11 protein-coding genes and 1 pseudogene are annotated in these 14484 nt (G+C 70.2%); 8 read left to right on the top strand and 4 right to left on the bottom strand.

Features of this window, described 5'->3' with window-relative positions:
• Positions 1-458, bottom strand: a pseudogene (locus tag QH470_RS14685) (hypothetical protein); the annotation flags it as partial.
• A 2-nt stretch (positions 459-460) separates the two neighbouring features.
• The gene (locus QH470_RS14680) at positions 461-787 is read right to left on the bottom strand and encodes a type VII secretion target (RefSeq protein WP_280272903.1); all 327 of its coding nucleotides are present in this window, start codon (positions 785-787) and stop codon (positions 461-463) included.
• Positions 788-1016: 229 nt separating this feature from the next.
• On the opposite strand from QH470_RS14680, the gene QH470_RS14675 reads away from it, so the two are divergent.
• The 4 genes from QH470_RS14675 to QH470_RS14660 all read left to right on the top strand — a co-directional run bounded on the left by QH470_RS14675 (position 1017) and on the right by QH470_RS14660 (position 6242).
• Positions 1017-2009 carry an NAD-dependent epimerase/dehydratase family protein gene (locus QH470_RS14675; RefSeq protein WP_280272902.1) on the top strand — a complete coding sequence of 331 codons (993 nt, stop codon included), beginning with the start codon at positions 1017-1019 and terminating at the stop codon, positions 2007-2009.
• A 31-nt stretch (positions 2010-2040) separates the two neighbouring features.
• Positions 2041-3057, top strand: a complete 1017-nt coding sequence (locus tag QH470_RS14670) for an Rv2578c family radical SAM protein (RefSeq protein ID WP_280272901.1) — start codon at positions 2041-2043, stop codon at positions 3055-3057.
• A gap of 162 nt (positions 3058-3219) precedes the next feature.
• Positions 3220-5163 carry a 2-oxoacid:acceptor oxidoreductase subunit alpha gene (locus QH470_RS14665; RefSeq protein WP_280272900.1) on the top strand — a complete coding sequence of 648 codons (1944 nt, stop codon included), beginning with the start codon at positions 3220-3222 and terminating at the stop codon, positions 5161-5163.
• Positions 5163-6242: a 2-oxoacid:ferredoxin oxidoreductase subunit beta gene (locus QH470_RS14660; protein ID WP_280272899.1), complete on the top strand. Its 1080-nt coding sequence runs from the start codon at positions 5163-5165 to the stop codon at positions 6240-6242. Before QH470_RS14665 ends, QH470_RS14660 begins: the two co-directional genes overlap by 1 nt.
• A gap of 118 nt (positions 6243-6360) precedes the next feature.
• On the opposite strand, the gene ypfJ is transcribed toward QH470_RS14660, so the two are convergent.
• Positions 6361-7281 (bottom strand): KPN_02809 family neutral zinc metallopeptidase, encoded by a 921-nt coding sequence (gene ypfJ / locus QH470_RS14655; RefSeq protein ID WP_280272898.1) that lies wholly within the window; start codon positions 7279-7281, stop codon positions 6361-6363.
• 165 nt (positions 7282-7446) lie between these two features.
• On the opposite strand from ypfJ, the gene aspS reads away from it, so the two are divergent.
• Positions 7447-9231, top strand: coding sequence for an aspartate--tRNA ligase (gene aspS / locus QH470_RS14650; RefSeq protein ID WP_280272897.1), 1785 nt, complete (start codon positions 7447-7449; stop codon positions 9229-9231).
• 92 nt (positions 9232-9323) lie between these two features.
• Positions 9324-10313 (top strand): DUF389 domain-containing protein, encoded by a 990-nt coding sequence (locus QH470_RS14645; RefSeq protein WP_280272896.1) that lies wholly within the window; start codon positions 9324-9326, stop codon positions 10311-10313.
• Here the strand turns inward: QH470_RS14645 and QH470_RS14640 are convergent.
• On the bottom strand, positions 10277-11404 hold the full coding sequence (locus QH470_RS14640) for a DUF2189 domain-containing protein (protein ID WP_280272895.1): 1128 nt from the start codon (positions 11402-11404) through the stop codon (positions 10277-10279). The genes QH470_RS14645 and QH470_RS14640 overlap by 37 nt on opposite strands.
• 228 nt (positions 11405-11632) lie before the next feature.
• Here QH470_RS14640 and QH470_RS14635 point away from each other — a divergent pair, with 228 nt between their 5' ends.
• Complete coding sequence (locus QH470_RS14635; protein ID WP_280272894.1) at positions 11633-12802, top strand: phosphotransferase family protein; 1170 nt, start codon at positions 11633-11635, stop codon at positions 12800-12802.
• Between the two features lie 230 nt (positions 12803-13032).
• The gene (locus tag QH470_RS14630; RefSeq protein ID WP_280272893.1) at positions 13033-14376 is read left to right on the top strand and encodes a replication-associated recombination protein A; all 1344 of its coding nucleotides are present in this window, start codon (positions 13033-13035) and stop codon (positions 14374-14376) included.
• The last annotated feature ends 108 nt before the right edge of the window (positions 14377-14484 follow it).

The raw sequence follows: 14484 nt of genomic DNA, 5'->3' as shown, positions 1-14484 counted from the left end.
GTCGCCGCCTGCTGCACCGCCGACGCGGCGCCGCCGAGCCCGCCGGCGGCGGTGTTCACGGCGTCGTGCGCGCCCGCGAGCAGGCCCTGGGAATCGGCGCCGAGCGCCGCTCCCGCGTTGTCGATCGTGCCGTGCGCGGCGCCGAGCAGGGGCGAGGAGGGATCGGCGAACCCGGCGGGCTGGATCGCCGAGCCGTCCGGCGCGCCGCCGCCCAGCGCCGGCGCGTGGGGAGCGCCGACCGTCGGCAGGCCGCCGTCCTCGAATTCCTTGCGGGACGGCATGAATGCGGGCGGCTCGGGCGGCGGGACGTCGGCGGGCAGCTGGCCCAGCGGCACGTCCTGGATGGGGCCCTGCTGAGCCGCCGGCGCCAGCAGGGGCTCGACCGGGGACGCGGGCGCGGCCGGGGCGGCGGTGGGCGCGTCGATCACGCCGCTGTCGTGTCCATCGAGTGTGCGCACGGTCAGCCTCCGATCTGGTTGCCGAGCGCGCCGAGGGTGCTGGACCAGGCGGAGTCGGTGTCGTCGAAGATCGCGGCCGTGCCGAAGGCCGACTGCCCCAGGTGATTGCACTTGTCCGACAGCTCGTTCACGTCTTTGCAGTGCAGGACCTGCGCGGCGGCGAACATGGCCAGATAGTCGGCGCCGATGACGCCGAAGACCGGTGTCATGGCGGCCACGTGGCTCACCGCGTCCATATTCCCCGCGGCGGCGATCTGGCCGGCAACGCCCTCGTGTGTCGCGGCGAACGCGCGGACCGCGTCGGTCTCGACAGAGAGATCCTCCGTCATCGAATCTGCCCCCCAATCATCATGATCATCAGCTTGTCGTGAACGTCGGTGCTCGTCTACTGCTGTGCTCGTCTAATGCTGTGCCCCCCGGCGCGTGACCGGCGAGGTCCGGTCCTCAATATAGCCGACCAGCAGGACAGGTTTCGAGCCGACGCGAGCCGCGACCGGGACGGAATGGAACAAACTAGAACTTGTTGCAAATTAGAACGGGTTCTATATCCTCGGTGCCATGAAGGTCGCAGTCACCGGCGCAGCCGGCTTCCTCGGTACGAACCTGCTCCACCAGCTGGTGGACGGCGGTCACCAGGTCACCGCCATCGATCGGGTCCGGCCGGCGGGTGCGCCGGAGCCCGGCGTCACCTGGGTGACCGGCGACGTGCTCGATCCCGAGTCGATGCGGTCGGCGCTCGACGGGGCCGAAATCGTGTATCACCTGGTCGCGGTGATCACCCTGGCGCACCGTAACGACCTGGCATGGCGGGTGAACACCGAGGGCGTGCGGGTGGTCGCCGAGGCCGCCCGCGCGGTCGGGGCGCGGCGGATGGTGCACGCCAGCTCCATTCACGCCTTCAACCAGTACACCTGCGGTGGCCGCATCGATGAGAACTCGCCGCGCTCGGTCGAACCGGATCTGCCGGTCTACGACCGTTCCAAATGGCAGGGCGAGATCGAGCTGCGCAAGGTCGTCGACGCCGGACTGGACGCGGTGATCTGCAATCCGACCGGCGTCTACGGCCCGATCGACCACTCCGACTCCCGGATCAACACCACCCTGTGGGACTGCGCGCGCGGGCGGGTGCCGGTGATGATCGGCGGCGGATTCGACCTGGTCGACGTGCGTGACGTGGCGGCAGGGCTGATCCTGGCCGGCGAGCGTGGCCGGACCGGTCAGAACTATCTGCTGACCGGATCCATGCTGACGATGCTCGAGGTGAGCCGGATGGCCGCGGCCGTCAACGGCAAGCGCGGGCCGTCGTTCGCGATCCCGCCCAAGGTGATCTCGGCCGTGCTGCCCGTGCTGGAACCGGCGGCCAAGCTGTTCGGCAGCGACCGGATCTCGAAGGCGGCGATGGGCGCGCTGCTGTCCGCGCCGGTGGTGGACGGCGGCCGGGCGAAGGACGAACTCGGTTACCGGCCGCGCCCGGCGCAGGAGACGGTGCGCGACCTGATCGCCTTCTATCAGGGTGCGTCGCCGCGTCCGGAGGCGCGCAGCATTGCTTGACAGTCGTTAGAACAGATGTTCGACTGGAGGGGTGCGATGGCAGAACCAGACTCTCGACGCCGATGACGGGGCACTCCCCGGCCTCGAGCGCGCTGGTTTCGTGCGCACCGTCCGCACGCCCGAGTTCGAGGGTGTCACCTTCCACGAGGTGCTGTGCAAGAGCGCGCTGAACAAGATGCCGACGGGCTCCGGGTTGCCGTTCGACTGGACGATCAACCCGATGCGCGGCTGCTCGCACGCCTGCCGGTACTGCTTCGCGCGCGGCAGCCACGAATATCTGGAGCTGGACGCGGGCCGCGATTTCGACAGCCAGATCGTGGTGAAGACGAATATCGTCGCGGTGCTGCGGCGCGAGCTGCGCCGGGGCTCGTGGCAGCGCGACGGCGTGGCGCTGGGCACGAATACCGATCCATATCAGCGCGCCGAGGGCCGCTACCGGCTGATGCCCGGCATCATCGGCGCGCTGGCCGAGTCGGGCACCCCGTTTTCCATCCTCACCAAGGGCACGCTGCTGCGCCGGGACCTGCCGCTGCTCACCCAGGCGGCGCGCGCGGTGCCGGTGAGCGTCGCGGTCTCGCTCGCGATTCTCGACCCGGACCTGCATCACGGCCTGGAATCGGGGACGCCGTCACCGCGCGCCCGGCTCGATCTCATCCGGGCGCTGACCGAGGCCGGTTTCCCGGTGCACGTCATGGTCGCCCCCGTGATCCCCTGCCTGACCGACGGCAGCGCCCACCTCGACGCGCTGTTCGGCGAGATCGCGGCGGCCGGGGCGGCGAGCGCGGTCGCGTTCCCGATGCATCTGCGCGGCAGTACCCGCGGCTGGTTCCTGGAATGGCTCGCCACCCACCACCCGGCGCTGTTGCGACGCTACCGGCAGCTGTACCGTCGTGGGGCGTACGTCACACCGGAGTATTCTGCGTGGCTACGCGGCCGGGTCGAGCCGATGCTCGCGCGACACGGGTTGAACCGCGACCGGTCGCCGGACGTTGTACCTCGGTCGGACCCGGCCGCACGGCCCGATCCGCAGCTGGCGCTGTTCGCCTGACGCACTACCGGTTGGCTCTGCCGAATCATGTTGGACCGCACATAACTCGGGTGTGTCCGGGGTGCGGGGGAGTAACTTGGCCAGTGATACCTCATAACGACGAGGAAGTGATGCGGGCGTATGGCTGACGAAATACGTCGAAGTGACACTGCCGCAGAGCAATTGGCTGCGCCTGCCGCCGCGGCCGGCTCCGGCCGGGCGGCGCCCGAGAAGCTCGAGAAGGTCGTCATCCGCTTCGCCGGCGACTCCGGCGACGGCATGCAGCTGACCGGGGACCGCTTCACCCACGAGGCGGCCGCGTTCGGCAACGACCTTGCCACCATGCCCAATTTCCCCGCCGAGATCCGCGCGCCCCAGGGCACGCTGCCGGGCGTCTCGTCGTTCCAGATCCAGATCGCCGACTACGACATCCTCACCGCCGGCGACCAGCCCGACGTGCTGGTCGCGATGAATCCGGCCGCGCTGAAGGCCAACCTGGAGGAGCTGGCGCGCGGGGCCACCGTCATCGTCAACACCGACGAGTTCACCAAGCGCAACCTGTCCAAGGTCGGCTACGCGGGCGACCCGCTCGCCGACGACACGCTGTCCGATTTCGTCGTGCACCGGGTGCCGATGACGTCGCTGACGCTGGCCGCCACCGAACCGACCGGTATCGGCAAGAAGGACGCGCAGCGCGCCAAGAACATGTTCGCCCTCGGGCTGCTGTCGTGGATGTACGGGCGGCCGATCGGCGGCACCGAGCAGTTCATGCGGGAGAAGTTCGCCGCCAAGCCCGAGATCGCCGAGGCCAACATCCTCGCCTTCCGGGCGGGCTGGAACTACGGCGAGACCACCGAGGCCTTCGCCACCACCTACGACGTGGCGCCCGCGACCCTGCCGCCGGGCACCTACCGGCAGATCACGGGCAACACCGCGCTGGCCTACGGACTGGTGACGGCCGGGCAGCTGTCGGGGCTGCAGGTGTTCCTGGGCACCTATCCGATCACGCCCGCCTCCGACATCCTGCACGAGCTGAGCAAGCACAAGAGTTTCGGCGTCACTACCTTCCAGGCCGAGGACGAGATCGCGGGTATCGGTGCGGCACTGGGTGCTTCGCTCGGCGGTGCGCTCGGTGTCACCAGCACCTCGGGGCCGGGGCTGGCGCTCAAGAGCGAGACCATCGGCCTGGCCGTGATGACCGAGCTGCCGCTGCTGATCATCGATGTGCAGCGCGGCGGTCCGTCCACCGGACTGCCGACCAAGACCGAGCAGGCCGACCTGTTGCAGGCGTTGTACGGGCGCAACGGCGAATCGCCGGTCGCGGTGCTGGCGCCGCGGTCGCCCGCCGACTGCTTCGCGGCCGCGGTGGAGGCCGCGCGCATCGCGCTCACCTACCGCACCCCCGTGCTGCTGCTCTCCGACGGCGCGATCGCCAACGGTTCCGAACCGTGGTCGATTCCGACCGTCGCGGATCTCGCGCCCATCGATCCCGGCTTCGAACCCGAAGCGGGGGAGGCCGAGTCGTTCCAGCCGTACGCCCGCGACCCCGAGACCTTGGCGCGGCCGCTCGCGGTGCCGGGCACGGCGGGGCGCGCGCACCGCATCGGCGGCTTGGAAAAGGCCGACGGCAGCGGCAACATCTCCTACGATCCGGCCAACCACGAACTGATGGTCCGGTTGCGGCAGGCCAAGATCGACGGCATCACGGTGCCCGATCTCGAGGTCGACGACCCGGACGGCCGGGCGGAACTGCTGCTGCTCGGCTGGGGCAGTTCCTACGGCCCGATCGGCGAGGCGTGCCGGCGGGCCCGCCGCCGCGGCGTGCCGGTGGCGCAGGCGCATCTGCGCAATCTGAACCCGTTGCCCGCCAACACCGGCGAGGTGCTGCGGCGCTACCGCCGGGTGGTGTGCCCGGAGATGAACGGCGGGCAGCTGGCCACCCTGCTGCGCGCTCGCTACCTGGTCGACGTGCAACCCTGGACGAAGGTCGCCGGTACGGCGTTCTCGGCACAGGAACTCGTCGGCGTCATCGACGCCGCGCTCGACGGCTCCATCGCGGAACTGGAACACGACAAGGCCTTCGCCGCGCGTGCGCGGGCCACGTACCGCAGCACTGGGGGTAAGTGATGACCATCGTCGAAACCTCGCTCGTCGGCGCCGATCTCGGCCTGACCGGACTGTCCGGCGTGCCCGGCGCGGACGGGCCGCAGAAGGCCAAGGACTTCACCTCCGATCAGGAGGTGCGCTGGTGCCCCGGCTGCGGTGACTACGTCATCCTCGCCACCGTGCGCGGGTTCCTGGCGGAGCTGGGCTTGCGCCGCGAGAATCTGATGTTCGTCTCGGGCATCGGCTGCTCCAGCCGGTTCCCCTACTACCTGGACGCCTACGGGATCCATTCGATCCACGGCCGCGCGCCCGCCATCGCCACCGGGCTGGCCGTCACCAGGCCCGATCTCTCGGTGTGGGTGGTGACCGGTGACGGCGACGCGCTGTCCATCGGCGGCAATCACCTGATCCACGCGCTGCGCCGCAATGTGAACATGACCATCCTGCTGTTCAACAACCGGATCTACGGGCTCACCAAGGGCCAGTACTCGCCGACATCGGAGAGCGGCAAGGTCACCAAGTCGACGCCGATGGGGTCGGTGGACCACCCGTTCAACACGCTGTCGGTGGCGCTGGGCGCCGAGGCGACGTTCGCCGCGCGGGCGCTGGACTCCGACCGCGCCGGGCTGACCGAGGTGCTGCGCGCCGCCGCCGAGCATCGCGGCACCTCGTTCGTGGAGATCCTGCAGGACTGCCCGATCTTCAACGACGGTTCCTTCGACGCGCTGCGCCGCGACACCGCCGAATCCCACCTGATCCGGCTGCGGCACGGGCAGCCCATCCGGTTCGGCGCCGAGAACGAATTCGCGGTGGTGCGAGAGGGTTTCGGCCTCGCGGTGGCGCCGGCGGCAGAAGTCGCCGAGACCGACATCGTGGTCCACGACGCCTACTCCGACGCTCCCGAGTACGCCTACGCCCTGTCCCGCCTCTCGGCCCAGGACCTCTCCCACGTCCCGATCGGCATCTTCCGCAGCGTCACCCGCCCCACCTACGACGACGGCGTCCGCACCCAGCTGACCGCGGCCCGGGAACGGAAACCGGTGGGGGAGAACACCCTTCAGGAACTGCTCACGGGCAAGGAAACCTGGACCGTCGGCTGAGTCAGACATAGCCCGAGCGGACACAGATCGGATCGTGGCGGCATTTTTCGCCGCGCGAGCGCGAGATGTGTCCGCCCAGGCCGGTCCCGGTGGTCGCGGGTGTGCCGCTTCCCTGGGATCAGCGACCGCTCGGGGGATTGGTCAGGTCGGGTGCGGCGAACGTGTCGCATGCTTGGACCTGGCCGGTGCGGTAGCCGGTGAGGAACCACTTCTGGCGCTGGTCGGAGGAGCCGTGGGTCCAGCCCTCGGGATTGACCCGTCCGGTGGCCGCCTTCTGGATGCGGTCGTCGCCGACGGCCGCGGCCGCGGACAGGGCATCGCGAATGTCGCTGTCGGACAGCGGCTTCAGGAACGGCTGGTTGCTGCCGGGCGCGGGCTGCTTGTCGGCGTAGCTGGCCCACAGGCCCGCGTAGCAGTCGGCCTGCAATTCCAGGCGCACCGAACCGGATTCCGGCCCCTTCGGATCCCGTTGCGCCCGGCCGGAATCGCCGAGCAGGTTCTGGATGTGGTGGCCCACCTCGTGCGCCACCACGTATTCCTGGGCCAGCGGCCCGCCGCTGGAACCGAACTTGTCGACCAGCTCCTGGAAGAAGCTGGTGTCGAAGTAGGCGGTGCGGTCGGCGGGGCAGTAGAACGGCCCGACCGCGCTGGTCGCCTGGCCGCAGCGGGTATTGACCCCGCCGGTGAACAGCGTCACCTTCGGCGGCGAGTACTTCCGGCCCGCCTGCTTCGGCAGCTGCGTCCCCCACACCGCGTCCAGGCTCTGCGTGGTCAGCACCACGCGGCAGTCGACGTACTTGTTCGCGTCGGCGCCGGTCTTGCAGTGCGCCGGCGTCTTCGCAAAGCCCTGCTGCGACGCGTCGCTCCCCGCGCCGGTGAACTGCCCTAGCAGCGACCCGGGATCACCGCCGAACAGCAGCGCCAGCACCAGCACCACGATGCCGCCCGCGCCGCCCCCCAGCGCGAGCTTGCCGCCCATCCCGGGCCCGCCGGAGGAAACCCGATCCGGATCGATCTGCATACCTTCGTTGAAGGTCATCCTCGTCGCCTCTCGCACAGTGTCTGCTGGTGGTCGCGCGCGTCGCGTTCTCAAGCTTGACACGGCCGCGCGGATATCGGTTTCCGGTCGGTGGACGTGTCTAACTACCATGGGGCTGCACCTGGTCACAACGCGCCGGTGCATCGAGCCGTCGAAAGGAATCCCGTGCTGCGCACCCACTTGGCCGGCTCGCTGCGAAGCGAGCACGCCGGTCTGACCGTCACCCTCACCGGTTGGGTGGCCCGGCGGCGAGACCACGGTGGCGTGATCTTCATCGATCTGCGCGATGCGTCGGGCGTGGCGCAGGTGGTGTTCCGGGAGGGTGAGCCCGCCGAGCAGTCGCACCGGTTGCGCGCGGAGTACTGCGTCCAGGTCACCGGCGTGGTCGAGCAGCGGCCCGACGGCAGCGAGAACGCGAACCTGCCCACCGGCGCCATCGAGGTCAACGTGACCGAGCTGGTGGTGCTCAACGAGTCCGCGCCGCTGCCGTTCCAGCTCGACGAGCAGCCCGGCGAGGAGACCCGGCTCAAATACCGCTACCTCGACCTGCGCCGCGAGGGCCCGGCCCACGCCATCCGGCTGCGGTCCAAGGCCAACGCCGCCGCCCGCGAAGTCCTCGACCAGCATGCGTTCATCGAGGTCGAGACGCCGACCATGACGCGGTCGACCCCCGAGGGCGCGCGCGACTTCGTGGTCCCGGCCCGCCTGCAGCCCGGCAAGTTCTACGCGCTGCCGCAGAGCCCGCAGCTGTTCAAGCAGTTGCTCATGGCCTCGGGCGTGGAGCGCTACTACCAGATCGCGCGCTGCTACCGCGACGAGGACTTCCGCGCCGACCGCCAGCCCGAGTTCACCCAGCTCGACGTCGAGATGAGCTTCGTGACCCAGGAGGACGTGATCCTGCTGGCCGAGGACATCCTGGTGGCGCTGTGGAAGCTGGTCGGCTACGACATCCCGACCCCGATCCCGCACCTGACCTACGCCGAGTCCATGCGCCGCTACGGTTCGGACAAGCCGGACCTGCGCTTCGGTATCGAGATCACCGAATGCGCGGAGTACTTCGCGGACACGCCGTTCCGCGTCTTCCAGGCGCCCTACGTCGGCGCGGTGGTGATGCCGGGCGGCGCGAGCCAGCCGCGGCGCCAGCTCGACGCCTGGCAGGACTGGGCCAAGCAGCGCGGCGCCCGCGGCCTGGCCTACGTGCTGATCGGCGAGGACGGAACACTCGGCGGACCCGTCGCGAAGAACCTCAGCGAGGCCGAGCGCGAGGGTCTGGCCAAGCACGTCGGCGCCGAGCCGGGCGACTGCGTCTTCTTCGCCGCCGGTGAGCCCAGGGCGCAGCGGGCGCTGCTGGGCGCGGCGCGCGGCGAGATCGCCCGCCGCTGCGGCCTGATCGACGAGGACGCCTGGGCGTTCGTGTGGATCGTGGACGCGCCGATGTTCGAGCCGGCCGCCGACGCCACCGCGAGCGGCGATGTGGCCCTGGGCCATTCGGCCTGGACCGCGGTGCACCACGCCTTCACCTCGCCCAAGCCGGAGTCGATGGACACCTTCGACACCGATCCGGGCGCGGCGCTGGCCTACGCCTACGACATCGTCTGCAACGGTCACGAGATCGGCGGCGGCAGCATCCGCATCCACCGTCGCGACGTGCAGGAGCGAGTGTTCGACGTGATGGGCATCGGGCACGACGAGGCGCAGGAGAAGTTCGGCTTCCTGCTGGACGCCTTCGCCTACGGCGCCCCGCCGCACGGCGGCATCGCCTTCGGCTGGGACCGCATCACGGCGCTGCTCGCGGGCGTCGACTCGATCCGCGACGTCATCGCGTTCCCGAAGTCCGGTGGCGGGGTCGACCCGCTGACCGACGCCCCGGCCCCGATCACCGCGCAGCAGCGTAAGGAGGCGGGCCTGGATGTGGTGCTCGACGAGAACGGCAACCCGATCAGCGAGTGACCGCGCCTGAGCGGGCATCGGGCAGCCGGAGCCGATAGTCTGCGTCGGCGGCATCGCCCGATGCCGGAAACCGCTCACCACAAGGGGTTACGGTGCTGCACGTCCGGGTGATCTGCCCTCCCGACAGAACCGACGCCGTGCTGGAGTCGCTGCGTGCCGAGCCCGGCGCCACGCTCGTCACGCTGCAGCGCGGCGCGGCGGTGGCGCCGGCCGGTGACGTCGTGGAGGCCGACGTCGCGCGCGAGTCCGCCAACGACGTGCTCGCGGCGCTGTCGGTGCTGGGCATCAAGGAAACCGGCGGCATCATGCTCGATCCGGTCGACACCGCGCTGTCCGACGCCGCCGAGCGGGCGGTGGAGGCGGCGCCGGGCGACCCCTCGGACGCGGTGGTGTGGGAGGAACTGGTCGCGCAGACCCACGAGGAGTCCACCCTCAGCCCGACCTTCCTCGGCTTCATGACCATCTCCTGCCTGCTGGCGGTGGTCGGTGTGGCAACCGACTCACCGGTCACGGTGGTCGGCGCGATGGTGGTGGGGCCGGAGTTCGGCCCGCTGGCCGCGGTCGCGGTGGCGTTGGTGCGCAGGAACTTCCGGCTCGCCCGGCGGTCGGCGCTGGCGCTGCTGATCGGTTTCCCGGTGGCTATGGGGATCGCCGTGGTGGTGTCGCTGCTGTGGGAGCGGCTGGGCTGGATCACGCTGGAGCGCATCGACGATCTGCACAACGTCGACTTCATCTACGAGGTCGGGCCGTTCTCCCTGGTGGTCGCGTTGCTGGCGGGGGCGGCGGGCATGCTGTCGCTGGTGACCTCGAAGTCCGCGGCGCTGGTCGGCGTGTTCATCTCCGTCACGACCATCCCGGCCGCCGGTTTCGCCGCGCTGGCGGCCACTCTGGGGCAGTGGGACAAGGCCGTGGAGTCCATCGGACAACTCGGCGTGAACATGGTCGGCATCGTCGCCGCGGGCGTGCTGGTGCTGTGGCTGCGCCCCAGCCACGGCAGTGAGGGCGGGCCGATCGAGCGGGCCAAGCGGTGGTGGCGACCGGCGGCTCAGGGGGTGACGAGGCCGCCGACGAGTACGCGGTAGGCGTAGGTCAGCGCGATCGCGGTCACGGGGCCGACGATCAGCAGCGGGATCCCGCACAGCAGTGCGGACACGAAGGTGAGCAGGGCGACGGTCACCGCCAGCAGCAGCGTCGTCCCCACGTTCGTCACCACCAGCTGGACGCTGGACTTGATCGCCGCGACCGGGCCCATGTCCCGATCGATCACGAAGTGCAGCGAGAACATGCACAGGAAGCCGATGATCAGCGCGGGGAACACGCACAGGATCGCCCCGATCCACGCCGCGACGAAGACCAGCAGCGCGGTCAGCAGCACGTTGCCCGCGTTGACGAAGCCGAAGAAGGCCTGGAAATCCGGTGGCGTGCCATCTGTTTCGTACAGCGCGCCCCGAATCATGGCCGCCTGCAACAGCCACACCACCACCGACACCACGAGGAAGATCAGCAGCAGCGACAGCAGCGAGTTCACGTTGCCGACATTGATCACCACGGTGACCGCCAGGTAGGCGACGAAACCGACCAGGGTCACGGCGATCCACGGAATCGGGTTGGCGCGGAACCGGTTCCAGCCGTAACCGAGGGCATCGGGCACACTCAGCGCGAGCGGCGGCAGCGCGGGGGCGACGCCCGGCTGCTGCGGATAGCCCGGCGGCGGCCCGCCGTACTGCTGCGCGGACGTATCCCAATCCCCTTGGGGCGGAGCCGACCCCGGTGGGCCGTAGGTCGGGCCCGGCGGCGATCCGGGCGCGTACTCGCCCTGCGGCGCCGTCGGGGGCGGTGGTGCCGCCGCGCCGTACGCGGGTTGCCCGCCGGGAACCGGCGGTTGCTGCGGTGCGGAACTCGGGGGCGGTGGCACGGGCACGGCGCCGGCGACCGGTGGCGGCGCCACCGGTTCGCTGCCGTACTGCGCGGCGCCCGGCTGTGCGGGGCCGGGCGCGGCCGGCGTCTCGTGACGACCGTGTTCGGTCCCGGTCGGCGAGTCGGGATTTGGCGTTTGTCCGGAATGTCGAGATCCGGGATCCGATGCGGAGTGCGCGGCCCCACCCTCCGCCGGAGTGTCGCCGGACGGCGCCGGCTCACGGCGCGCCGGACCTGGGTGCGGAGTGTCGCTCATCGCGGGGGACCTTTCGGATCACCTGGGTTTCGGTGTGGCGCACAGCAGTTGAGACGAGACAACCGGAAGGGTCAGAATGTGTCAAGCAACGGCCGTCCGGATGTCCCATGCTGCCCGACCACAATCCAGTAGTGATAGCAAGTGCTTCACAGTGACACGCCGAGCGACGCGCGAAAGGTTGCCGAACCGCTCGCTGAAAGTGACCTGATGCGAGTAACTTGGGAGCCGATGACCGCACTATTGGCCGAACGCGCCGCCGAAGTCGTGTCCGCGGCACAACAGTTGCTCACAAAGCGAATGGGTGCTCCGGTAAAGCTGAGCGATCCGATCGAGCTCAGCGGAAGTGGCAGGACGACGGTGCTGCGCGTGCGCGTTGCGGAGAACGCCTTTTCACTTCCACGGACCTTGATCGTGAAGCAGGTCCGCGGCCCCGCGCAGGAGCGCCGCATCGGGGGCTTGGCGCCCGGCGTGGCCAGCATCGACTCGGCGTTCCTCCGCGAGGCGGTGTCCTATCAGTTCACCACCGCGCTGAGCAGCGAACATCGCCCCGGCGCCTACCTGTTGGCGCACAACCTGCCCGAGCGACTGCTGATCCTCAGCGATCTCGGGGAGAACACGTCGCTCACGACGGCGCTGCAAACCGGCGCCGAGCCCTCCGTGCGCAATTCGCTGATGGCGTTCGCGCAGGCGCTGGGCCGGATGCATGCCGCGACGGTCGGCCGCGAACCGGATTTCGTGGCGTTGCTGCGCCGGGTCGACGTGGTGCATCGCATCGACGGCATCGCGCAACAGGCCGAGGCCGCCATCGGCGAGGTGCCGGGATTGCTGGCCCGCGAGTTCGGCATCGAGGTGCCCGGCGAGATCGCCGAGCGCATCGTGCGCGGTAACCGGTTGTTCTCCGCGGGCCGCTTCCGCGCGTTCAGTCCCTCGGACCTGTGCCCCGACAATGTGATTCTGAACGAGGAGGGCGCGCGCTTCCTCGACTACGAGTGGGGCGGATTCCGCGACGCCACCCTGGACATCGCGTACGCGCTGGTGTCGTTCCCCGGCTGCCTGTGCGATATGGAGCTGTCGCGCGAGCGGGCGCGCCAGATCGTGGAGGCCTGGCGTTCGGAGGTGGTCGGCGTGTGGCCGGCCCTCGCCGACGACGAACTGCTGGCGGAGCGGATCCTGGAGGCCCGCCTGATCTGGGTGTGGCTGAGCACCTTCTGGTTCCTGCCCGCCGACCACGCCCGCATCGCCGCCGCCCGCGAGCACGGCCTGTCCGTCCCGCGCTCGGCCGCCCTGATCAACCGCTGGGCCGCCCTCGCCGAGGACGCCCGCTGCACCGGCGACGACACCCTGGGCGATTTCGCCGAGCACGTCTCGGCCACGCTCGAGGAGTACTGGGAGGAATAACTCCCCACGGCGCGGGCGCGGTCGTGGAGCGTACGTGCGAATCTGTCGGACCCGGTGGGTACCGTGGTGGCCTGTGAGCCGGGTTGTGCGACGAAGCGACTGTGCGGGCGGCGACGTGTCCGGCACGGGCAAGGGCACGGCATGAGCGGACATTCGTGCGGCCGGTCCGAGAGCGTGGACGCGGCGCGGATGATTCGGGAGGCGCCACCGAGGTGCGGTGAGGGGGAGGAGTGAGCGAGGGCCTGTTCGACGCGCCGGGCGCGGAGCGCGCGACCGGAAGCGCGGTCGAGTTCCGGGGCGCGGGCGAGCATATTCCGCTGGCGGTGCGGATGCGCCCGGCGAGTCTCGACGAGGTCGTGGGGCAGCAGCATTTGCTCGGTCCGGGATCGCCGCTTCGGCGGCTGGTCGAGGGATCGGGCGCGGCGTCGGTACTGCTCTACGGTCCGCCCGGGACGGGGAAGACCACGCTCGCCTCGCTCATCTCGCAAGCCACCGGCCGGCGCTTCGAGGCGTTGTCCGCGCTGTCCGCGGGTGTGAAGGAGGTCCGCGCGGTCATCGACCTCGCGCGGCGGCGGCTACTGGCGGGCGAGCAGACGGTGCTGTTCATCGACGAGGTGCACCGCTTCTCCAAGACCCAGCAGGACGCGCTGCTGGCCGCGGTGGAGAACCGGGTGGTGCTGCTGGTCGGCGCGACCACGGAGAACCCGTCCTTCTCGGTGGTGTCGCCGCTGCTGTCGCGCTCGCTGGTACTTCAGTTGCAGTCGTTGTCGGACAGCGATATTCGTGCCGTGCTGCGGCGAGCCATCGAGGATCCGCGCGGCTTGGGCGGTGAGTACACCGTGACCGACGAGGCCCTGGACCATATCGTCCGCATCGCCGGCGGCGACGCCCGCCGTTCGCTGACCGCGCTGGAGGCCTCCGCGGAATCCTCGCTGGACGGCACGGTCGACGTCGACCTGGTGGAGGCCAGCGTCGACAAGGCGGCCGTGCGCTACGACCGGGCGGGCGACCAGCACTACGACGTGATCAGCGCGTTCATCAAATCGCTGCGCGGTTCCGACGTCGACGCCGCGCTGCACTATCTGGCGCGGATGATCAGCGCGGGGGAGGACCCGCGATTCATTGCCCGCCGCTTGATGATCCAGGCCAGCGAGGACGTCGGCATGGCCGACCCGACCGCGTTGCAGACCGCCGTCGCCGCGGCGCAGGTGGTGCAGCTGGTCGGCATGCCGGAAGCGCAACTGGCCCTCGCGCACGCCACGATCCACGTCGCCACCGCCCCGAAATCGGGCGCGGTCGCCGCGGCCATCGGCGCCGCGCTGTCCGACATCGGCGCGGGCAAGGCCGGTGCCGTGCCGCCGCACCTGCGCGACGGTCATTACGCGGGCGCGGCGAAACTGGGCAACGCGCAGGGCTACAAGTACCCGCACGATCACCCCGACGGCGTGCTCGCCCAGCAGTATCCGCCCGACGAGCTGGTCGGCACGGAGTACTACCGCCCGACCGACCACGGCTACGAGCGTGAAGTGGGTCCACGGGTAACCAAGCTGCGCCGCATCGTTCGCGGGCGCTGAGCAGTCCCTGCCCCGGCCGCGCCGATGCTCCCCGCGGGGACCCTCCGCGAGCCTGTCCGCACCGGCCCACCGACCGAAACCCGCTGGACGGTTCCCGGTAGGCTGGAT

The sequence above is a fragment of the Nocardia wallacei genome (genome assembly GCF_029868745.1).
In the GTDB taxonomy this organism is placed as follows: Bacteria; Actinomycetota; Actinomycetes; order Mycobacteriales; family Mycobacteriaceae; genus Nocardia; species Nocardia wallacei_B.
Note: the sequence above shows the minus strand (reverse complement) of the source record. Positions and strands in the feature narration are given on the sequence as shown.